The sequence below is a fragment of the Enterobacter sp. 50588862 genome, from assembly GCF_001462935.1.
In the GTDB taxonomy this organism is placed as follows: Bacteria; Pseudomonadota; Gammaproteobacteria; order Enterobacterales; family Enterobacteriaceae; genus Enterobacter; species Enterobacter bugandensis.
In genome coordinates this window covers 15169-35667 of sequence record NZ_LNHM01000012.1, presented here as the reverse complement: position 1 = coordinate 35667, position 20499 = coordinate 15169, and the positions used below count along the sequence as shown (strand labels likewise).

Sequence of the window (20499 nt, the reverse complement as noted above, 5' to 3'; positions counted from 1 at the left end):
TGCCCGGTGGCGCTACGCTTACCGGGCCTACAACGGCTCGAACCGTAGGCCGGGTAAGGCGCAGCCGCCACCCGGCGACAACAGTTAATTTCTGCGAAACGCCACCAGCGTCACCACGATCCCCACCACCGCAGAAACCGCGCCGGCCAGGAAGACGGACGGGTAGCCAAACGAGGTGGCTAACAGACCCGCCAGCGGCCCGGTTACGCCGTATGAGATATCCTGAAACGCCGCATAGCCGCCCAGCGCCGTACCGCGGACCTGCGGCGCCACGCGCTTCACCACCTCAACGCCCAGCGCCGGGAAGATCAGCGAGCAGCCGCAGCCGGTTAACGCCGCACCAAGCAGCGCAACGGAGGCGACCGGCGCCTGCCAGAGCAACACCAGCCCAACGGTTTCAATCACCAGCGATGCCACCGCCACCTTCACGCCGCCAAAGCGATCCGGCATCCAGCCGAACAGGACACGCATCAGGACAAACGCGCCGCCAAAGGCCGTCAGCGTAAAGCCCGCCATTGCCCAGCCGCGGCTCATGAAATAGAGGGAGACGAAGGTACCAATCACCGCGAAGCCTACTCCCTGAAGCGCCAGCCCCAGCCCTGGCTGCCAGATTTGCCCCACCACACTCCACAGCGAAGGACGTTCGCCTTTATGGGCGGGCACCTTGCGTACCGAACCGTTAAAAGCCCACGCCAGCAGCGGTAATACCATGGTGGTTGCTGCCAGTACTGCAAAACCAAACTGGCTGTGGATCAGCAAACCCAGCGGCGCGCCTGCAGCCAGTGCGCCATAAATCGCCATCCCGTTCCATGACATCACTTTGCCGGAGCGCGCAGGCCCCACCAGCCCCATCCCCCAGGTCAGGGTGCCGGTCAGCAGCTGGCTTTCACCGAAGCCAAGGATTAAACGGCCCACCACCAGCAGCGCAAATTTATACGCGGCGTCGACCGGCAGGAGAGCGGCCAGCAGCCACGCGCCCCCCGCCAGACCGCAGGCAGACATGCCCTGCAGCGCCGAGCGTTTTGCACCGTGCTGATCGGCCAGCCGTCCTGCGTAGCCGCGGGTTAATACCGTGGCTAAAAACTGAATGCCCACAGCAATGCCGACCATGGTGTTGCCATAGCCGAGTTCGTGATGAACGAACAGCGGGATCACCGGCAGCGGCAGGCCAACGGTCATGTAGGTCAGGAATACCGCAAAGGCGATGCGGAAAAGAGAAAGGTTCCCGGAAGGAGTGCCCTTCTCGGGGGTAACAGCCTTCATGCATAACTCCGTGTTCAGGCATAAAAAAAGGGAGCCTTTCGGCTCCCTTCTATTATACATTCAAACGCTTATGCTTTCAGCTTGCGCATAACCAGCGTGGCGTTGGTGCCGCCGAAGCCGAAGCTGTTGGACATGACGGTGGTCAGCGTCGCTTCCGTTGGTTTGGTCACGATGTTCAGGCCAGCCGCCTGCTCGTCCATCTCGTCGATGTTGATGCTTGGGGCGATAAAGCCGTTTTCCAGCATCAGCAGAGAGTAGATCGCTTCCTGCACGCCCGCCGCACCCAGAGAGTGACCGGTCATGGCTTTGGTGGCAGAGATAGCCGGGCTGTTGTCGCCGAACACTTCGCGGATCGCACCCAGCTCTTTCACGTCACCTACCGGAGTAGAGGTACCGTGGGAGTTCAGGTAGTCGATTGGGGTATCAACACCGTGCATCGCCATCTTCATGCAGCGCACCGCGCCTTCGCCGGACGGAGCAACCATGTCGGCGCCGTCGGACGTTGCGCCGTAGCCCACGATCTCAGCGTAGATGTGCGCGCCGCGCGCCAGCGCGTGCTCCAGCTCTTCAACCACAACCATACCGCCGCCGCCCGCGATAACGAAACCGTCACGGTGCGCGTCATAAGTACGGGAGGCTTTGTCTGGGGTTTCGTTGTACTTGGTGGACAGTGCGCCCATCGCGTCGAACTCACAGGCCATTTCCCAGCCCAGCTCTTCGCCGCCGCCAGCAAATACGATGTCCTGTTTGCCCAGCTGGATCTGCTCAACCGCGTTGCCGATACAGTGTGCGGAAGTCGCACACGCGGAGCTGATGGAGTAGTTCACACCGTGAATTTTGAACGGGGTCGCCAGGCACGCGGAAACCGCAGAACCCATAGCTTTCGTGACCACGTACGGACCTACCGCTTTCAGACCACGCGGGCTGCGCATGGCATCAGCACCGAATACCTGCGCTTTAGAGGAACCGCCGGAACCGGCAATCAGGCCCACGCGCGGGTTGTTCTGATAAACCTCTTCGCTCAGGCCGGAATCTTTGATCGCTTCCTGCATGGAGAGATAAGCATAAATAGAGGCATCGTTCATGAAACGAACCACTTTGCGGTCAATCAAACCGGTGGTGTCCAGTTTGACGTTACCCCATACGTGGCTACGCATACCTGAATCTTTAAACTCTTCAGAGAAAGTGATCCCGGAGCGTCCTTCACGCAGAGATGCCAGGACTTCCTGCTGGTTATTACCGATGCTGGAAACAATGCCCAGGCCAGTAATCACTGCACGTTTCATTCAATACCTCTGTAAGTCGCACTATAAAAAGTTTCGAGTCGCACAATAGCGTACACTTGTACGCCGAACAAGTCCGATCAGACATTTTCTGCGGAAATTTGCACCGATGGACTCACATCGTTAAGATCGTGCCACTGCCTGTCAGACGAGTAACTTACGTGAAACAAAACGCTATACAACCCGCCAACCTCGAATTCAACGCTGAGGGTACACCTGTTTCCCGAGATTTTGATGACGTCTACTTTTCTAATGATAACGGACTCGAAGAAACCCGCTATGTTTTCCTCGAGGGAAACCAGCTCAGCGCCCGCTTCCCTGCGCACCCGCGCAGTCTGTTCGTTGTTGCGGAAAGCGGATTCGGCACCGGGCTCAATTTTTTAACCCTCTGGCAGGCGTTTGACCAGTTTCACGCTGCGCACCCTGAGGCTACGCTACAAAGATTACATTTCATCAGTTTTGAAAAATTTCCGCTTACCGCGCACGATCTGCGGCTCGCCCACCAGCGCTGGCCGGAGCTTGCAGCCTGGGCGGAGCAGCTTCAGGCGCAGTGGCCGCCGCATATCGGCGGCTGCCACCGTCTGATTCTGGACGGCGGACGGGTGACGCTGGATTTATGGCTGGGCGACATTAACGACCTGACCGATACGCTCGACGACGCGATGAACCAGACGGTGGACGCGTGGTTCCTTGACGGCTTTGCGCCCGCCAAGAACCCGGACATGTGGAGCCAGCATCTGTTTAGCGCGATGGCCCGGCTGGCGCGTCCCGGCGCAACGCTCGCCACCTTTACCTCGGCCGGCTTTGTTCGCCGCGGCCTGCAGGACGCGGGCTTTACCATGCAGAAGACCAAAGGCTTTGGCCGCAAGCGCGACATGCTGGTCGGCACGATGGAACGGACGCTGGACATTCCCGCTCGGGCTCCCTGGTTTGCGCGCAGCGCCAGCGCATCGCGCGAAGTGGCGATCGTTGGCGGAGGGATCGCCAGCGCCCTGCTCTCTCTCGCGCTGCTGCACCGGGGCTGGCAGGTGACACTCTACTGCGCTGACGAGGCACCAGCCAACGGCGCGTCCGGCAACCGCCAGGGCGCGCTTTACCCGCTTTTAAGCTCGCACGATCAGGCCCTGTTCCAGTTTTTCCCGGCAGCGTTTACCTTCGCTCGCCGCCTGTATGATTCCATTCCGGTGGCATTCGACCATGACTGGTGCGGCGTGACGCAGCTCGGATGGGATGAAAAGAGCCAGCAAAAAATCGCCCAGATGCTGTCGCTGGGTCTGCCGGAGGAGATTGCCCGCTCGGTCAGTGCGCAAGAGGTGGCAGACACCGCGGGTGTGGAAACCGACTGTGGCGGCATTCAATATCCGCTCGGCGGCTGGCTGTGCCCGGCTGAACTGACCGCGGCGGCGATTAGCCTGGCGCAGTCACGCGGGCTGAGGGTGCATTATGCTCATAAGGTTGAATCGCTTAGCCGGTCAGAACGGTGGACTCTGCATTTTGCTGATGGCAAAGCGGCACGCCATGCCAGCGTTGTGCTGGCAAACGGACATAACATCAGCCAGTTTATCCAGACCGAGACGTTGCCGGTTTATCCGGTCGGCGGCCAGGTAAGCCATATCCCGACCGCGCCCGAACTGAGCAAGCTGCGCCAGGTGCTGTGCTATGACGGCTATCTGACGCCACAAAATCCGTCTAACGGACATCACTGCATCGGCGCCAGCTACCATCGTGGCGAAGCGGATATGCGCTACAGCGAAGCGGATCAGCAGCAAAACCGCCAGCGCCTGATTGACTGCTTCCCGGACGCGGCGTGGGCGAAAGAGGTTGACGTGAGCGAGGGCGAAGCGCGCTGCGGCGTGCGCTGCGCGACCCGCGATCACCTGCCGATGGCGGGAAACGTGCCGGACTATGAAGCCACGCTTGAACTCTATCAGGATCTGGCAGAAAACAAGGAAACGGCGGTAAGTGCCCCGGTTTATCCGGAACTGTTCATGCTGGGCGGATTAGGATCGCGAGGATTGTGCTCCGCGCCGCTGCTGGCTGAAACGTTAGCCGCGCAAATGAGTAATGAGCCTGTTCCGCTGGACAGAACCACGCTTGCGGGGCTGAACCCGAATCGACTGTGGGTACGGAAACTGCTGAAGGGGAAAATGGTTAAGTAGGGTGCGGTCGAATCCCCTCTCCCCAAAGGGGAGAGGGAAGAGAGGGCAGCGGCTTAGCGTTTAGCCTGCTGGAATAAATTGTCCCACATCCCCAGCACCAGAGACTGGTCGCGCGGAGAGAGCTCCCCGGCCAGAATGGCTTTTTCCAGGCTGCGCGTGACTTCAGCGTGAACGGCGTCGGCAGAGTGATCGTCACCTGCTTCCAGCTCGGCTACCGCCAGCGTCAGGTGACCACGCAGATAACCGCTGGCGAACAGCTCATCATCACTGGCGTGTTCCACCATGTCATCAATTAACGCCAGAATGCGTGATTCAAATTCTGCGATCATCTTCTTTCCTCTGTTAAAGATCTTCCGGCCAAGGGAAGCATTCCGCCGTGATCTCCGGCGTGTGGTAATAATTCTGTAAAGCCTCGATCAGGCGCGCCGGACGTTCCGGGATGCCTTTCTCAAAATACTCCATCACCTGAGCATGCACGCGGCGCTGGAAGGCGATACGGTCTGGCTCAAAGTCACCTTCAAGGTTGTCACAGCTCACGTTGAACGGGAAGCCCGCCGCCACGCAGAACAGCCATTCCAGCGCCTGCGGCTTCACTTCCACATCTTCAAACTGGCCCTGGGTGGCGGCGTCGCGCCCGTCCGGACAGTACCAGTAACCGAAGTCGACCAGCTCGCGACGCGCTTTCCCCGCGATGCACCAGTGCGAAATTTCGTGCAAACCGCTGGCGTAAAAGCCGTGGGCAAAGACGATGCGGTTGTACGGAACCTCTGCATCAGCAGGAAGATAGATCGGTTCGTCGTCGCCTTTAATCAGACGGGTATTAAAATCATCAGCAAAACAGCTATCGAAGATCTCTATCAACTGTTCGTATTTATGCGTACTGTTCATTAGTTCATCCCCAACCAGGTGAGGATCTCCTGTCCATGGCTGTCATAAAGAAGTTTGGCGCTCATCACCGCCGAGACGACAACAATCATCGGGCGGATCAGCTTTTGCCCTTTGCTTAATACCAGACGCGAGCCTGCGCGCGCGCCCAAAAACTGCCCTGCCATCATCACAAACCCGGTTGCCCAGATAACCTTGCCGCCAATGATAAACAGCAGCAGGCCGCCGACGTTCGAGGTCGCATTCAGCACCTTGGCGTGGGCGGTGGATTTGGCGAGGTTAAAGCCGGCCAGCGTCACGAACGCCAGCGCGTAAAACGAGCCCGCCCCCGGGCCAAAGAAGCCGTCGTAAAAGCCGACGCAGCCACCGGCAATCAGCGCAAACGGCAGGCCGTGCAGCCGCCGCGCCCGGTCTTCCTCACCGAGCTTAGGCATCAGCAGGAAATAGAGACCGATGCAGATAACCAGAATCGGCAGGATCTGGCGCAAAATATCCGACTGCACGTGCTGCACCAGCAGCGCGCCCGACGTTGAGCCGATAAAGGTCATCAGGATATTGAGCTTTTGATCGGCGAGATTCACCACCTTGCGGCGGATAAAATAGAGCGACGCCGAAAGCGAGCCGCCGCAGGCCTGCAGCTTATTGGTGGCAAGCGCCTGCGCCGGGCTCATGCCCGCCGCCAGCAGCGCGGGCACGGTTAACAGCCCGCCGCCGCCCGCGAGCGCATCGATAAAACCGGCCAGCATGGCCACAAAGAACAGCACCACCAGCAGCAGCGGTGACACCATAAACAGATCGACGAAATTATCCATTAAAGTACATGCTCATCCAGTAGCGCCTGGCAGGAAGGCGGCAACGGAGGCGGTGTCTTCTTCTCAGGCTTAGAGGTTCCAGGTTTTGCCGGCTCAAACCAGCTTTGCAGTTCGTAACCACAGCCATCGCCTGGCGGAGGTAACGGCTGATCTTCACATTCCAGGCTGTTCGCCGGGCAGCGCAGACGAACGTGCATATGCGCACGATGCTGGAACCACGGGCGCACTTTGCGCAGCCAGTCGCGATCGGTTCCGGCATCCAGGCAGAGCTGCTGCTTGATCGCCGGGTTCACAAAGATCCGCGTGACGTCGTTATCTTCTGCCGCCAGCTTGATCATACTGGAAACCTCCCGCGTCCACAGCGAGGGCACCACGCTTTTGCCGTCGCGCGACACCAGATCCAGCGCCTGCGGCTTCAGCAGCTGCGCAGACGTCCAGCGCGTTTTCGGCAGCTGCAGGAAGATGTCGACATCCAGTCCGGTCTGGTGGCTGGCGTGCCCGCCGTTAAAGCGGCCACCGGCAGGCATCCCCATATCGCCAATCAGCATCGTCCCCAGCCCCAGGTTATGCACCTGGTTCCCCAGTCGCTGAATGAACAGCACCAGATCAGGGTGGCCGAAGTAACGACGCTGGTCGGTACGCATCACCTGATAGGTATCTGATTGCAGCGGCAACTCCTGCGCGCCCACGATACAGCCGTTAGAGAAGGCGCCGATGGACTGCGCGCTTCCCGCCACCGGATGGGTGATTTTTTGCCACGGCGTGGCGGCCAGACTGGCTCCACTGGCCAGCAGCGCCAGCAGAGCAATTGCGGTTTTTTTCATGTTTACCAGCGTGGAATGGTGGTCGTCACGTCCGCGTTCTGCGCGCGCTGGCGCAGGAAGTGATCCATCAGCACGATCGCCAGCATCGCTTCCGCGATCGGCACCGCGCGGATCCCCACGCACGGATCGTGACGACCTTTGGTGATCATCTCAACTTCTTCGCCTGAGCGGTTAATCGTGTGGCCCGGCACGGTGATGCTTGAGGTCGGCTTCAGCGCGATGTTGGCAATAATCTGCTGTCCACTGCTGATACCGCCGAGAATGCCGCCCGCATGGTTGCTCTGGAAGCCCGCTTTCGTGATTTCGTCGCGGTTCTGGCTGCCGCGAAGTGCCACCACGTCGAAGCCGTCGCCAATCTCGACGCCCTTCACCGCGTTGATGCTCATCAGCGCGTGGGCGATATCGGCGTCGAGACGGTCAAATACCGGCTCGCCCCAGCCAGCCGGGACGCCATCTGCCACCACGGTGACTTTCGCGCCAATGGAGTCGCCCTCTTTTTTCAGGCCGCGCATCAGTTCGTCCAGGGCGTCAAGCTTATCCGCATCAGCGCAGAAGAACGGGTTTTGCTCGACCTGATCCCAGTCCTTGATCGCCAGCGGAATGTCGCCCATCTGGGTCAGACAGCCGCGAATGACGATGCCAAATTTCTGCTGCAAATACTTTTTAGCAATCGCGCCAGCGGCCACGCGCATCGCGGTCTCACGCGCGGAAGAGCGTCCGCCGCCGCGATAGTCGCGAAAACCGTACTTTTGCTCGTAGGTGTAGTCGGCATGGCCCGGGCGGAACACGTCCTTGATAGCACCGTAGTCCTGAGAGCGCTGATCGGTGTTTTCAATCAGCAGACCAATGCTGGTGCCGGTGGTGCGGCCTTCAAAAACGCCGGAGAGAATTTTGACCTGGTCCGGCTCGCGACGCTGCGTGGTGTAGCGAGAGGTGCCCGGACGACGGCGGTCAAGGTCGTGCTGTAAATCTGCTTCGGTCAGTTCGATGCCTGGCGGTACGCCATCAACGATACAGCCCAGCGCCAGCCCGTGCGACTCGCCAAAGGTGGTCACGCGGAATAACTGTCCAATACTGTTTCCTGCCATCACGGCTCCGATGTTGTTGTTTGTGTTTGAGCATTGTGAAACGGGCCGAAGCCCGCTGGATTAATCTTTATAGATGCTGAAATGTTCGCGCGCGTCGTGCAGCTGCGCTTTGGTCAGCATAAAGACGCCGTCACCGCCGTTGTCGAACTCAAGCCAGGTGAACGGCACATCCGGGTACTGCTCTATCAGATGTACCATGCTGTTGCCCACTTCACAAATCAGAACGCCGTCATCGGTCAGGTAATCCGGCGCGCAGGCCAGAATGCGGCGGGTCAGCTTCAGGCCGTCAGAGCCTGACGCCAGGCCCAGCTCCGGCTCGTGACGATATTCGTTCGGCAGATCGGACATGTCTTCTGCATCCACGTACGGCGGGTTAGTGACGATCAGATCGTACTGCAGCGTCGGCAGGTCGCGGAACAGATCAGAGCGGATTGGCGTGACGTGATGGATCAGGCCGTGCTCTTCGATGTTGTGTTCGGTCACGGCCAGCGCGTCGGTGGAGATATCGACGGCGTCCACTTCCGCTTCAGGGAAAGCGTAGGCGCAGGCAATAGCGATGCAGCCGCTGCCGGTGCACATATCGAGAATGTGCTGCGGCTGATGGTTAATCAGGCCTTCAAAGTGGTTGTTGATCAGCTCACCAATCGGCGAGCGCGGTACCAGCACGCGTTCATCGACGTAAAACTCGTGGCCGCAGAACCAGGCTTTGTTGGTCAGGTAAGCAACCGGAATGCGCTCGTTTACGCGACGGATCACGCGCTCAACGATGCGATGTTTTTCGCTGGAGGTCAGGCGCGCGGTGCGCATGTCTTCCGGAATGTCCAGCGGCAGGTAAAGAGACGGCAGCACCAGCTGAACGGCCTCGTCCCACGGGTTATCGGTACCGTGACCGTACCAGATATTAGCGGCGCTGAAGCGGCTAACCGACCAGCGCAACATGTCCTGTATGGTATGCAGCTCGTTTACTGCTTCATCGACAAATATTTTATCCACTCTTTCCTCCAGGGCATGCTCGCATAATTTTCGGCGGCTAGTTTGCCATGAAGACGGCGATAAATCAGCAATGACGCGTACCGCTTGAGGTTAAAAAATGCGTTTAGTCGGGTACACTATCGGAAATACGAGATGAGAATGACGAATGAAAAAGAAAACATCGCTCAGCGAGGAGGATCAGGCTCTCTTCCGCCAGCTGATGACCGGGACGCGTAAAATCGCGCAGGACACGATTGTCCACCGTCCGCAGCGTAAAAAAATCAGCGAAGTTCCGGTCAAACGGCTGCTCCAGGAGCAGGCGGATAACAGCCACTATTTTTCAGATGAATTTCAGCCGCTGCTCAATACGCAAGGGGCTGTGAAGTACGTGCGCGAAGACGTCAGCCATTTTGAGCTGAAAAAGTTACGACGCGGAGATTATTCGCCGGAGCTGTTTCTCGATCTGCACGGCTTAACGCAGATGCAGGCGAAACAGGAGCTGGGGGCGTTGATTGCCGCCTGTCGCCGCGAACACGTTTTTTGCGCCTGCGTGATGCACGGCCACGGTAAACACATTCTGAAGCAACAGACGCCGCTGTGGCTGGCTCAGCACCCGCACGTGATGGCGTTTCATCAGGCACCGAAAGAGTACGGCGGCGATGCCGCATTGCTGGTGTTGATTCAAGTTGAGGAGTGGCAGCCGCCAGAGTTGCCCTGACAGAAGGGCGGGAAACACGTAGTACCCCGCCCTGTCACACGTCACGTCAGATGGCTTTTGCCATCTTCAGGTTGCACGGGCTCATTTGCCAGTTGAAGACCCCTTTGCCGGTTTCGTCGAGAGTGACGTTGGCAATGGCGGAAGTGGTGAACATTGGCGGCGTTTCGCCCGGGCACAGCTCAGATACCAGATAGCCGACCAGCGGCAGGTGGGAAATGACCAGTGCGGAAGCGACACCTTCATTGCACAGCGCCTGAAGGTAAGCGCTGACAAGACCGACATCGCCGCATGGCGTCAGCTCAGGGAGAACGTCCACGCTGGATGGCAGGTTCATACACTCCCCTACCACGTCCAGCGTCTGTTCTGCACGCAGGAACGGACTCACCAGAACGCGTTCAATGTCCACTTTTTGACCTTTAAGCCACGTCGCCATTTGACGGGATTCGTCACAGCCACAGACGGTTAAAGGACGTACTGAGTCACTGGCGGCATCGAGTGCCGCGTCGCCGTGACGCATGATAAAAACTTGCATATTGCACCGCTTTTGTTAACCAGAATCACCGGCGTTAACTACCCGCGATTAATGCTCTGAGGTAGAAAACCCGATGGCCGGGCATTGTGCCTGATCCATTCGGTGAATGAAACGCTGTTTTTTACCTCAATGGCGTAAGTATAGTCAATCTCTGTTTACAAAATCGCCAGAACAGGTTCATTCATCTCAGGATTTACCCTTCTTTGACTTCAGTTTACGAAATCAGTTTCCCTTGCAGGCCAGAATGTCTGGCCCCGCTCCGCCATCTGCAATAATTCGTCACACGGTGTAAACCGCGGACCGTATTGCGAGGCCAGACGTTGCAAAATGACAACCACTTCACCCGCACCGAGCGTATCCATATAACGGAACGGGCCGCCAAGGAACGGCGGGAAACCAATACCAAATACCGCGCCGATGTCGCCATCGCGTGCGCTCTTGATCACCTGTTCACCAAAGCAGCGCGCCGCTTCATTGAGCATCATCATGACGCAACGTTCTGCGCACTGAACGGCAGACAGTCTTCCCTGACCGGTGGCCGAAATAAGCCCATAAACCGAAGGGTCGACCTGTTTCTTGCTTTTACGCCCTTTCGCGCCGTAAAGATAGAAACCTCGTTCATTTTTTCTGCCTTTGCGATCGTCCTTCAAAATTGCAGAAACAATGTTTGCAGGCGGGGTAAAACGATCGCCATAAGCCGCTTCCAGCACAGGTATAATTTTAGTGCCGGTGTCTATTCCCACCTCATCCAAAAGTTGGATTGGACCGACGGGGAAGCCAAACTTTACGAGCGCCTCGTCAACGTGCTCGATTTTCTCCCCTTCCGTCAGCAGCCGCATCGCTTCGTTGATATAGGGTGCCAGAATACGGTTGACGTAGAAGCCAGCCTTGTCCGCGACCACAATAGGGGTTTTACCCTGTTTTTTCGCCAGCTTCACCACGGTGGCGATGGTCTGCGGGCTGGTCGTGGCGTGCGGGATCACCTCCACCAGCGGCATTTTTTCGACCGGACTGAAAAAGTGCAGACCAATGACCTGCTCCGGACGAGCAGCTTTCGCCGCGATATCGCCAATCGGTAAAGACGAGGTGTTTGAGGCAAAAATAGTGTGCGGCGCGCAATGCTGCTCCACGTCAGCCACCATCTGCTGCTTAAGCGCCAGGTCTTCGAATACGGCTTCAATCACCAGGTCCCGGTGCGCAAAACCGCTGTAATCCGTCGTGCCGGAGATCGTCGCCAGGGTTTTATCACGCTCGCTTGCCTTGATATGGCGGCGTTTGACCTTCCGATCAAGGTTCTGCCAGCTGTACTGCAGCGCGTGGTTGATGCCCTTTGCGCTGATGTCTTTGATACGCACGGGCAATTTGCCTTTGCTGGCGGTAACAAACGCAATTCCGCCGCCCATGAGCCCACCGCCCAGCACGCCAACGGCGCGCAGCGGAGCAGGTTCTGCCTCGCTGCCCGGATCTTTTTTCACCTCAGTACTGGCGAAGAAGATGCTGCGCAGCGCCTGCGACTGCGGCGTCATCGCCAGTTCGCCAAAGGCTTTGGCCTCAGCGGCATAGCCGCTGCTGCTGCCCTGCGACAACCCGGTTTCCATCACTTCCAGAATGCGCTTTGCCGCCGGGTAGTTACCTTTGGTTTTTTGCTCGGTTTTTTTGCCTACCATGTTGAACAGGAGCGCGCGCCCCAGTGGCCCTGCCAGCACGCGCTCGCGTACAGGGAGAGGACGTTTTGTCTGACGTCCCTTCAGCGCCAGCTCAACGGCAGCGTCCAGTAGAATGGTGTGCGGAACGACGTCGTCAACCAACCCCACTTTCAGTGCCTGACGGGGGCGTAGCTGCTTGCCGGTTAAGATCATCTCCAGGGCGGTGCTAACCCCAACCAGACGCGGCAGACGCTGTGTTCCACCCGATCCCGGCAGCAGGCCTAACTGCACTTCTGGCAACCCTAAAACGGTTTTCGGATCGTCAGTGCAGATACGGCTGTGACAGGCCAGCGCCAGCTCCAGCCCGCCGCCCAGGCAAGCACCGTGGATCGCGGCAATAACCGGAATCGGCAGAGCGTTGATTTCAGCCATCACCTGCTGTCCCTGACGCGCCAGATCTTCAGCTTCCTGCGCGCTTTTCGCTCGGGCGATCATGTTGATATCGGCCCCGGCAATAAAGTTATCCGGCTTAGCCGAGATAAAGACCAGACCACGAATCGCTTTATTTTCGCGGATCTGCTTGAGCATGGCGCGAACCTGAGTGCCGAATTCAGCCTTCAGGGTATTCATCTTTTCATCAGGCACATCAATAGTGATAACCGCGACGTTATCGAGGCGAACCGTCAGATTAAATGCAGATGGCATATCCATTATTCAGCCTCCAGAACCATTGCTGCACCAAGGCCGCCCGCCGCGCAGGCGGTGACGAGACCAAACCCGCCGCCGCGGCGACGGAGTTCGTGTAGTGTCTGGGTGATCATTCGCGCACCCGTGGCCGCAAACGGATGGCCGTAGGCGATCGACCCACCCAGCACGTTGAATTTGCTCTGATCCACTTCGCCGGTGGCATGGGCGCGGCCCAGCACGTCGCGTGCAAAACGCTCGCTTGCCAGCAGCTGGACGTTTGCCAGGGTTTGCGCGGCAAAGGCTTCGTGCATATCAATCAGGGTTAAATCCGCCAGGGTTAGCCCCGCGCGATCCAGCGCCAGCGGCGTGGACCACGCCGGACCTAACAGCATGTCCTGCCAGACATCAATGGCGGTAAAGGCATAGCTGCGCAAATAGCCCAGCGGCGTGATGCCCAGCTCTTTTGCACGCGACTCCGTCATCAGGATCACCGCAGCAGCACCATCGGTCAGCGGCGTACTGTTGGCCGCCGTCACGGTGCCGTGCTTGCGGTCAAACGCCGGGCGCAGTTTGGCGTAATCCGCCAGCGTCGAGGTGCCACGAATATTGTTGTCTTCAGTAAGAGGCTCTCGATAGGGAGGCGTGTAGGCGGTCATGACCTCGTCGGTGAGTTTGCCCTCCGACCAGGCTTTCGCTGCCAGCTGATGCGAGCGATGCGCCAGCGCATCCTGCTGCTCGCGGGTGATGCCGTAGGTTTTGGCCATCTGCTCGGCGGTATCGCCCATTCGCAGGCCAGTCGAGTATTCCGCGACGGCAGGTGGCACGGGCATGAGATCGCGCAGGCGTAAACGCGAGAAGAGTTTGAGCTTCGCACCGGTGGTGCGGGCTTTATTGGCATCCACCAGAATGCGGGCCAGCTTTTTACTGACGCCAATCGGCAGTACGGAGGAAGAATCGGCGCCACCTGCGATCCCGGCGCGAATGGTGCCCGCCATCAGACTTTCCGCCACGTTTGCTACCGCCTGGAAGCTGGTCGCGCACGCGCGGCTGACGCTGTAGGCATCGGTATGAACGTTCATGCCGGTACCGAGAACAATCTCCCGCGCAATGTTAGGGGCTTCAGGCATCTGTACCACCTGGCCGAAGACCAGTTGTTCGATGACCTCAGGCGGAATTTCGCTGCGAGCCAGCATCTCCCCCACTACCATTTTCCCCAGATCGACAGCCGGTATACCGTGAAACGCCGTCGCCTGACGTGCAAACGGCGTACGCAGACCGCTGACAATGGCAATGCGGTCACCTTGTCGGGTGATTAGCGGTAATGCCTGACTCATAACCTTCCCCTGTGAAAAATTGTACATGACTATAAAGTGGTCTGACCTGATAACAGTCTTAACCATTTTTTTACATTCAGCCAATCGGGGAAGCTTAAAAATGCGAGGTAAAACACAGAGAAAAAAAAGAAAATGCCCCTGCATGGCAGAGGCAATTGTGCGGTTTGTTGCCGGGTAGCGACGGTGCCTTACCCGGCCTACACGATCGTAGGCCCGTGCAAGCGAAGCGCCGCCGGGCAAAAAGAATTAACGCAGACCGAGCTGGAAAATCAGCGTTTCAGCTTCGCAGGCAAACACAAAGTCGATATCCAGCTTCACGCCGCCCTCCACTTCCGTGAAGGTAGATTTGATTTCACACGGATCGGACTCCACATCACGCGCGCGCTTGCTCAGCGCGGCCAGCGTTTCTTCGGCTTCGGCGCGGTTGGTGAACACACGGCTGTAAGACGCGGTGCAATCGGTGTTGTCCATGATGGTGCCAACATCCATACAGCAGCAAACCGGGGTTTCATCAGCACTGCATTTACTCATAGCTCAATTTCCTCTGTATTCGCGCAGCGCGCGAGATAAACACGATGCTGATATTTTACGCCCCAGCGCTGGCTCTCTCCAGCCGTTAATGGCGCAAAATCGGATAAGTGACCGATATCACACTAAAAAATGATCTAAAACAAAAACCACCCTTTTGAGTGAGCCGCGATGGTCACAATTTTGCCAACCAGATCTCGTTTCAAGAAACATGTTTGAAAATATTAATAAACAAACTTGCAACATTCCGGCTGGTCGGACCTATACTCTGGCCACTGGTCTGATTTGTCTGTCATACCTCAGACCCTACACTTCGCGCTCCTGTTACGGTATGTAACAATTATTGAATAAAAATAACTCAATGAGGTTATGGTCATGAGCCAGAAAACCCTGTTCAACAAGACTGCGCTGGCAGTCGCAGTGGCAATCGTCTCTACTTCCGCCTGGTCAGCGGGCTTTCAGCTAAACGAATTTTCTTCCTCTGGCCTTGGCCGTGCGTATTCAGGGGAAGGTGCAATCGCTGATGATGCGGGTAACGCAAGCCGTAACCCTGCATTAATCATGATGTTCGATCGCCCGACCTTCTCTGCTGGTGCGGTGTATATCGATCCTGATGTCAACATTTCCGGCACGTCACCTTCTGGTGCGAGCCTGAAAGCAGATAACATTGCGCCAACGGCGTGGGTACCTAACCTGCACTTCGTTGCACCAATCAATGAACAATTTGGCTGGGGCGCATCCGTCACGTCTAACTATGGCCTTGCTACCGAGTTCAATAACAACTACCCGGCAGGCGAATACGGCGGTAAAACAGACCTGACAACGCTAAACCTGAACCTGAGCGGTGCTTATCGTCTGAACGACAGCTGGAGCTTCGGTCTGGGCTTTGATGCCGTCTACGCCGATGCAAAAATTGAGCGTTACGCCGGTGAACAAACGGCTCGCCTGCCGAAAAACAGCAACAAAATTGCCAGCCTGAAGGGCGATGAGTGGGGCTATGGCTGGAACGCCGGTATTCTGTACGAGCTGGACAAAAACAACCGCTGGGGCCTGACCTATCGTTCCGAAGTAAAAATTGACTTCGACGGCGATTACAAGAGCGGCATCCTGACGCCGGTCAACAGTCTGGTCCCTGGTGCGGGTACCACTATCCCGTGGGGGACTTCCGGTCAAACTGTCCCTGGCTCACTGTCACTGCATCTGCCAGAAATGTGGGAAGTCTCGGGTTACAACCGCGTAGCGCCACAGTGGGCTATTCACTATAGCCTGGCCTATACCAGCTGGAGCCAGTTCCAGGAGCTGAAAGCGACCGGCACCAACGGTCAAACGCTGTTCTATAAGGACGAGAGCTTCCACGACGCCTATCGCATTGCGTTGGGTACCACCTATTATATGGATGATAACTGGACATTCCGTACCGGTATCGCATTCGATGACAGCCCGGTACCGGCTGATAAGCGCTCCATTTCCATTCCGGATCAGGACCGCTTCTGGGTGAGTGCTGGTGCAACCTACGCGTTCAACGAGAATGCTTCTGTCGATGCGGGCGTATCTTATATGCATGGCCAGAAAGTGACCTTCAAGGAAGGTCCGTACGAATTTACCTCTGAAGGTAAAGCCTGGCTGTTCGGTACTAACTTCAACTACGCGTTCTAATCGCGCAGGGATCAAAAAAGGTGAGCGTTGCTCACCTTTTTTATTTATTCCGAATCAATATCTTTGAGTTCGTTTTCAATTGCCTTCGCGTTTGGATTATCTTCCGGCTTCAGCTTGCCGCCGTTGGCGATAAAGTCATGATTCTGGAAGTACGCTTCACGCACCATAATGTACGGATCGGACGACTGGCGCAGCAGACCGTCTGAATCAAGCAGTTGCGCACGGGTTTCAATCCCTTCCACCGTCCATTTACCCACCGACAGCGGCCAGGTCAGCCACGACAGAACCGGATACAGCGTATCGACCATATCGCCGCCATCATCACGCACGGTGAAGCTGCCATAGAACGGCAGATGGACGTAAGGACCGTAACCGACACCATAATGCCCCAGCGTACTGCCGAAACGGTGCGGCTGTTCACGCTGCAGTTTCGGGTTTGCCATACCTGCAACATCGATAAAACCACCCATACCCAGCAGGGAGTTCAGGAAGAAGCGCGTAAAGTGCACCATCCCCTGATACGGATCGCCCTGCAGGAAATAGTTGACCATCACCGCAGGCTCTTCGAGGTTGCTGGTAAAATTGCTTAACCCGTTACGCGCGGGCTGTGGAACGTAATCGCGCCATGCTACTGCCACCGGGCGAACCACATACGGGTCCAGCACGTTGTAGTTGAAGCTATACATAGAGCGGTTAAATCCTTCGAGAGGATCGGAGCGTCCCGTTTGCTCCCCGGAGCTGGCGCAGCCCACAAGCATCGTCGCGCCCAGCGCAAGCGCCGACAGCCGAAGTTTCATAAATATCTCCCTGTTCAGTATGGCTATCGTTGATTGCCATCCGTAACGGAGCATCTGGCGCTCCGTCTGAAAACGTGCAAGTGATTGTAACAGCACGTTTACCGATGTCTATGAGTACAGTTACGGGCAGTAATCACCGTGACTCTGATCTCAGCATAGCCTGACTTTTGGAATTCGTTTCGCTGGCAATTTTATAATGTCTTTGAACAAGATGTATCACCTTTGTTGTCATTCCCGCCAATTTAAGAGCATCCCCACAGGCATCCCGATAAAAGCCGCTACGCTTAAAAGAAAGATCAACCTCCGGGAGCAGATATGAAAGAAGTGAGTGAAGACAAAATTGGCGAAAGTAATGAGGAACATGAAATTGAAAGCGAGGAGAAAGCGCGCGGGGAGGAGATAGAGATTGATGAGGATCGCCTCCCCTCCCGCGCGATGGCAATTCACGAACATATACGCCAGGACGGCGAAAAGGAGATGGAGCGCGATGCCATGGCCCTCTTCTGGTCAGCTATCGCGGCTGGACTGTCAATGGGCGCCTCGCTGCTTGCTAAAGGGATATTTCATGTGCAGCTGGAGGGCGTGCCCGGCGGATTTTTACTGGAGAACCTCGGCTACACCTTCGGCTTTATTATCGTCATCATGGCCCGCCAGCAGCTATTTACTGAGAACACGGTGACCGCCGTACTGCCGGTGATGCAAAACCCTACCCTCGGCAATTTTGGTTTATTGATGAGGCTCTGGAGCGTGGTTCTGCTGGGAAATATCATCGGCACGGGCATCGCGGCCTGGGCATTTGAATATATGCCGATATTTGATGAACCCACCCGGGACGCATTTGTGAAGATCGGTATGGATGTGATGAAAAACACGCCAGTCGAAATGTTTTCAAATGCCATTATCTCTGGGTGGATTATCGCCACAATGGTGTGGATGTTCCCTTCTGCCGGTAGCGCTAAAATCGTGGTGATCATACTGATGACCTGGCTAATTGCGCTGGCGGATACCACGCATATTGTGGTCGGTACCGTTGAAATACTTTACCTGGTCTTTAACGGTACGCTTCACTGGAGCGATTTTTTCTGGCCGTTCGCCATTCCGACGCTGGCGGGGAATATCTGCGGTGGAACGTTTATCTTCGCGCTGTTAAGCCATGCCCAAATCCGTAACGACATGTCGAATAAACGCAAAGCCGAGCTTAAGGCGCAGGCAGAAAAGGATAAAGCAGCAAAAAAATCAACCTGAATGGTGACTCTTTGAGCAGTCAGGCGGCAACGCGCTTAACGCAAAGTGTAAATAACGCTATACTCGTGCCGCCTCGTCCCCTTAGTTAAATGGATATAACGAGCCCCTCCTAAGGGCTAGTTGCAGGTTCGATTCCTGCAGGGGACACTTTTATCTTCCTCTGTTTTTAACCCAAATTAGTCTGTTCGCTGCAAAAACTCATTGAGCAGAAGCATCCTGCTTTATTTGAGCATAACGCGTTGCCAGTTGCTTTAGGTGAAGCTCAAGTTGGGTCTTTTCTGCTTCAGGGAGCACACTTCCTGCAGGATACTGCGACAGGCGCCTGAGCTGCTCTTCAGCGGGTATCGTATGGTTAAATGACTGCATAGTCGAAAAAACCACGGATTTAAGCTCACTCACGGTTATATATTTTCCTTTTTGCTCATCCAGACTACTCAGCCGATCACTCAGTTGCTGAAGCGTCATCATCCCCTGATACCAGCTGTTCATTGCGTCTACAGGCAACGCCGTCGCGTTAAACTTTTTTTGCCACTGTATTATCAGCGCGTTAGCCTCTTCGGGCCGTAATGTCTGGAGCTGCTTTAACAGCTGTAGGCTGTAGGAAATATTCCAGTCAGGAGACAGTTTATCCAGCCGTGTAAGCTGCTGCTGCGTATCTGAGATAAACGTAGACGGTAACGTTCCTCGCTGCGTTAACGCGTCTTGCTGAACAGGTGTGAGCGCTTCAGGTAATGGTGCCAGCGAGGCAATGGCCTGAGTCGTTAAGGGATCGGGTCTGGAGAGAAAGCCCCCACCCCACGCTATGGCGACGCAGGCCAGCAGCGCAGAACACATCCCGGCGACAAAGGGTTTCCGCTGCCCGGCAATCCGGGAGGGCATCACAGGTTCCTCACCGTTCGGCTCATTTTTCTGCTGGACAACATATACCCTTTTCACCGCCTGGATCGGTTCATCCTTTTCCAAAGGCGCTTCCCTGTCGGGCTTCATCTCATGCGAATCTGTTATTCCATGATTTTTTTCCAGTCTTGCCGCATTAGAATGTATCACCGTTCGTAATGTCTCGAACTGGCTAAGGTGTTTAAGCTCAAGGGTCTGGAGCACCGCCCCCAGCCTGGAAAGCAACGCTTCAGCGTTATATAGCTCACTCAGATTGCTGTCATCCAAAGTGAGCATACGCATGAGTTGCTGCAGGCGCTGGCTCAGGCTGCTAAGGATTTCCATTCGCACGTGTTGCGAATGCGGCCAGAAAACCTCCCACTGGTGGCTAATCAGAGCCTCCAGGATCGCCAGCCCCTCATTCAGGCCAGCGACTCCAGACTGCTGCGTACGGGCGAGGGTGTACCAGGCTGCAGTCTGCAACTCAACACCGTTTTGCTCGAATAATGAAAGGCAGCGTTTTTCAACGTATACCCAGTTCACGTCCGGTCGAGCGGGATGGCTTAATTTACTCAGTTCATCGCGAAGGGCGGAATAATCCGGAAGCGTGCGCGGGTCGCCGCCGGTTTTTAACGTTATATCTATAGTCATTCTGGAGGGCCTGCATATTCGTGTCAGTTGATTTCGTCAGTTGATGAAATAATGTTATCGCTATGGCAACAGCGCTAAAATCAGACCGAAAAAAATACCTTCATCAAATAATTGTCCTGACCGGGATGGTGCATCTGGGGGAGTGAAGATCCAGTCACTTCCCCCCCCTACCCGCATAAAGAGCCGCCCTTGAGAAATAACATTTTCTCCGGAACAGAAAGTCACCTCGACACAACCGGCGACGCCCTGTCCATACAGAAAGATCGGCATAAACTTTACCGCCCGACTGTCATAACGAAGAACAATACCGGAAATCTCAAAAGCCCCTCCCTCCACCAGCAGGTCCGAAACGGAAGCAGAGACAGTGCTCACATTCAGTCCGGTACCTGTGAGCCACTCATCCATCTGCTGCTGAAGTTGCTCCATTCGCAGGCGAAACGCTGCAATATCTGCCTGAGTTTTACTGACTGGAGGAACGGGTGAAGGTTGACTGGCCTGCAGTTTTTTTATGAATTGTGATTTTACTGACATAGTGTTTCCTGG

At 56.3% G+C, this 20499-nt stretch carries 19 protein-coding genes and 1 tRNA gene; 5 read left to right on the top strand and 15 right to left on the bottom strand.

Annotated features, from left to right (window positions below):
• Nucleotides 1–84: 84 nt before the first annotated feature.
• Both APT89_RS06260 and fabB read right to left on the bottom strand, forming a co-directional pair.
• Nucleotides 85–1263 (bottom strand): MFS transporter, encoded by a 1179-nt coding sequence (locus APT89_RS06260; RefSeq protein ID WP_060571940.1) that lies wholly within the window; start codon nucleotides 1261–1263, stop codon nucleotides 85–87.
• Between the two features lie 68 nt (nucleotides 1264–1331).
• Nucleotides 1332–2549 carry a beta-ketoacyl-ACP synthase I gene (gene fabB / locus APT89_RS06255; RefSeq protein WP_023336433.1) on the bottom strand — a complete coding sequence of 406 codons (1218 nt, stop codon included), beginning with the start codon at nucleotides 2547–2549 and terminating at the stop codon, nucleotides 1332–1334.
• A 158-nt stretch (nucleotides 2550–2707) separates the two neighbouring features.
• On the opposite strand from fabB, the gene mnmC reads away from it, so the two are divergent.
• Nucleotides 2708–4705 carry a bifunctional tRNA (5-methylaminomethyl-2-thiouridine)(34)-methyltransferase MnmD/FAD-dependent 5-carboxymethylaminomethyl-2-thiouridine(34) oxidoreductase MnmC gene (gene mnmC, locus APT89_RS06250; protein WP_060571939.1) on the top strand — a complete coding sequence of 666 codons (1998 nt, stop codon included), beginning with the start codon at nucleotides 2708–2710 and terminating at the stop codon, nucleotides 4703–4705.
• A gap of 53 nt (nucleotides 4706–4758) precedes the next feature.
• Here mnmC and APT89_RS06245 read toward each other — a convergent pair whose 3' ends face one another.
• The 6 genes from APT89_RS06245 to prmB are packed head-to-tail and all read right to left on the bottom strand — an operon-like array spanning nucleotide 4759 to nucleotide 9307.
• Nucleotides 4759–5034, bottom strand: coding sequence for a YfcL family protein (locus APT89_RS06245; RefSeq protein ID WP_028013966.1), 276 nt, complete (start codon nucleotides 5032–5034; stop codon nucleotides 4759–4761).
• A gap of 13 nt (nucleotides 5035–5047) precedes the next feature.
• Nucleotides 5048–5593, bottom strand: a complete 546-nt coding sequence (locus tag APT89_RS06240) for an elongation factor P hydroxylase (RefSeq protein ID WP_045631487.1) — start codon at nucleotides 5591–5593, stop codon at nucleotides 5048–5050.
• Nucleotides 5593–6402: a sulfite exporter TauE/SafE family protein gene (locus APT89_RS06235; RefSeq protein WP_041908882.1), complete on the bottom strand. Its 810-nt coding sequence runs from the start codon at nucleotides 6400–6402 to the stop codon at nucleotides 5593–5595. The genes APT89_RS06240 and APT89_RS06235 overlap by 1 nt, the downstream gene beginning before the upstream one ends.
• The gene (gene mepA, locus APT89_RS06230; RefSeq protein ID WP_060571938.1) at nucleotides 6402–7226 is read right to left on the bottom strand and encodes a penicillin-insensitive murein endopeptidase; all 825 of its coding nucleotides are present in this window, start codon (nucleotides 7224–7226) and stop codon (nucleotides 6402–6404) included. Before mepA ends, APT89_RS06235 begins: the two co-directional genes overlap by 1 nt.
• A gap of 2 nt (nucleotides 7227–7228) precedes the next feature.
• A complete protein-coding gene (aroC, locus tag APT89_RS06225) occupies nucleotides 7229–8314 on the bottom strand; it encodes a chorismate synthase (protein WP_028013970.1) in 1086 nt (361 codons plus the stop codon).
• Nucleotides 8315–8374: 60 nt separating this feature from the next.
• Entirely contained in the window at nucleotides 8375–9307 is a 933-nt protein-coding gene (gene prmB, locus APT89_RS06220; RefSeq protein ID WP_060571937.1) for a 50S ribosomal protein L3 N(5)-glutamine methyltransferase, read from the bottom strand.
• Nucleotides 9308–9452: 145 nt separating this feature from the next.
• Here prmB and smrB point away from each other — a divergent pair, with 145 nt between their 5' ends.
• A complete protein-coding gene (gene smrB / locus APT89_RS06215) occupies nucleotides 9453–10004 on the top strand; it encodes an endonuclease SmrB (RefSeq protein WP_060571936.1) in 552 nt (183 codons plus the stop codon).
• A 46-nt stretch (nucleotides 10005–10050) separates the two neighbouring features.
• Here the strand turns inward: smrB and sixA are convergent, their stop codons facing one another.
• From sixA to APT89_RS06195, 4 genes are all read right to left on the bottom strand, one after another.
• Entirely contained in the window at nucleotides 10051–10536 is a 486-nt protein-coding gene (gene sixA, locus APT89_RS06210; protein ID WP_003861375.1) for a phosphohistidine phosphatase SixA, read from the bottom strand.
• Nucleotides 10537–10745: 209 nt separating this feature from the next.
• A complete protein-coding gene (gene fadJ / locus APT89_RS06205) occupies nucleotides 10746–12893 on the bottom strand; it encodes a fatty acid oxidation complex subunit alpha FadJ (RefSeq protein WP_047364131.1) in 2148 nt (715 codons plus the stop codon).
• The gene (gene fadI / locus APT89_RS06200; protein ID WP_041908875.1) at nucleotides 12893–14203 is read right to left on the bottom strand and encodes an acetyl-CoA C-acyltransferase FadI; all 1311 of its coding nucleotides are present in this window, start codon (nucleotides 14201–14203) and stop codon (nucleotides 12893–12895) included. The genes fadJ and fadI overlap by 1 nt, the downstream gene beginning before the upstream one ends.
• A 246-nt stretch (nucleotides 14204–14449) precedes the next feature.
• Nucleotides 14450–14734 carry a YfcZ/YiiS family protein gene (locus APT89_RS06195; protein WP_023336445.1) on the bottom strand — a complete coding sequence of 95 codons (285 nt, stop codon included), beginning with the start codon at nucleotides 14732–14734 and terminating at the stop codon, nucleotides 14450–14452.
• 372 nt (nucleotides 14735–15106) lie between these two features.
• Here APT89_RS06195 and fadL point away from each other — a divergent pair, with 372 nt between their 5' ends.
• Entirely contained in the window at nucleotides 15107–16387 is a 1281-nt protein-coding gene (fadL, locus tag APT89_RS06190; RefSeq protein ID WP_041908871.1) for a long-chain fatty acid transporter FadL, read from the top strand.
• A 44-nt stretch (nucleotides 16388–16431) separates the two neighbouring features.
• On the opposite strand, the gene mlaA is transcribed toward fadL, so the two are convergent.
• Nucleotides 16432–17184: a phospholipid-binding lipoprotein MlaA gene (gene mlaA / locus APT89_RS06185; RefSeq protein WP_041908870.1), complete on the bottom strand. Its 753-nt coding sequence runs from the start codon at nucleotides 17182–17184 to the stop codon at nucleotides 16432–16434.
• 315 nt (nucleotides 17185–17499) lie between these two features.
• Here mlaA and APT89_RS06180 point away from each other — a divergent pair, with 315 nt between their 5' ends.
• Both APT89_RS06180 and APT89_RS06175 read left to right on the top strand, forming a co-directional pair.
• Nucleotides 17500–18429, top strand: coding sequence for a formate/nitrite transporter family protein (locus APT89_RS06180; protein ID WP_060571935.1), 930 nt, complete (start codon nucleotides 17500–17502; stop codon nucleotides 18427–18429).
• Between the two features lie 75 nt (nucleotides 18430–18504).
• Nucleotides 18505–18576: transfer RNA gene (locus tag APT89_RS06175), tRNA-Arg, on the top strand.
• A 51-nt stretch (nucleotides 18577–18627) separates the two neighbouring features.
• On the opposite strand, the gene APT89_RS06170 is transcribed toward APT89_RS06175, so the two are convergent.
• Together APT89_RS06170 and APT89_RS06165 are read right to left on the bottom strand one after the other, a co-directional pair.
• Nucleotides 18628–19956 carry a VasL domain-containing protein gene (locus tag APT89_RS06170; RefSeq protein WP_060571934.1) on the bottom strand — a complete coding sequence of 443 codons (1329 nt, stop codon included), beginning with the start codon at nucleotides 19954–19956 and terminating at the stop codon, nucleotides 18628–18630.
• Nucleotides 19957–20016: 60 nt separating this feature from the next.
• Nucleotides 20017–20487 (bottom strand): hypothetical protein, encoded by a 471-nt coding sequence (locus APT89_RS06165; RefSeq protein ID WP_060571933.1) that lies wholly within the window; start codon nucleotides 20485–20487, stop codon nucleotides 20017–20019.
• Nucleotides 20488–20499: the final 12 nt, after the last annotated feature.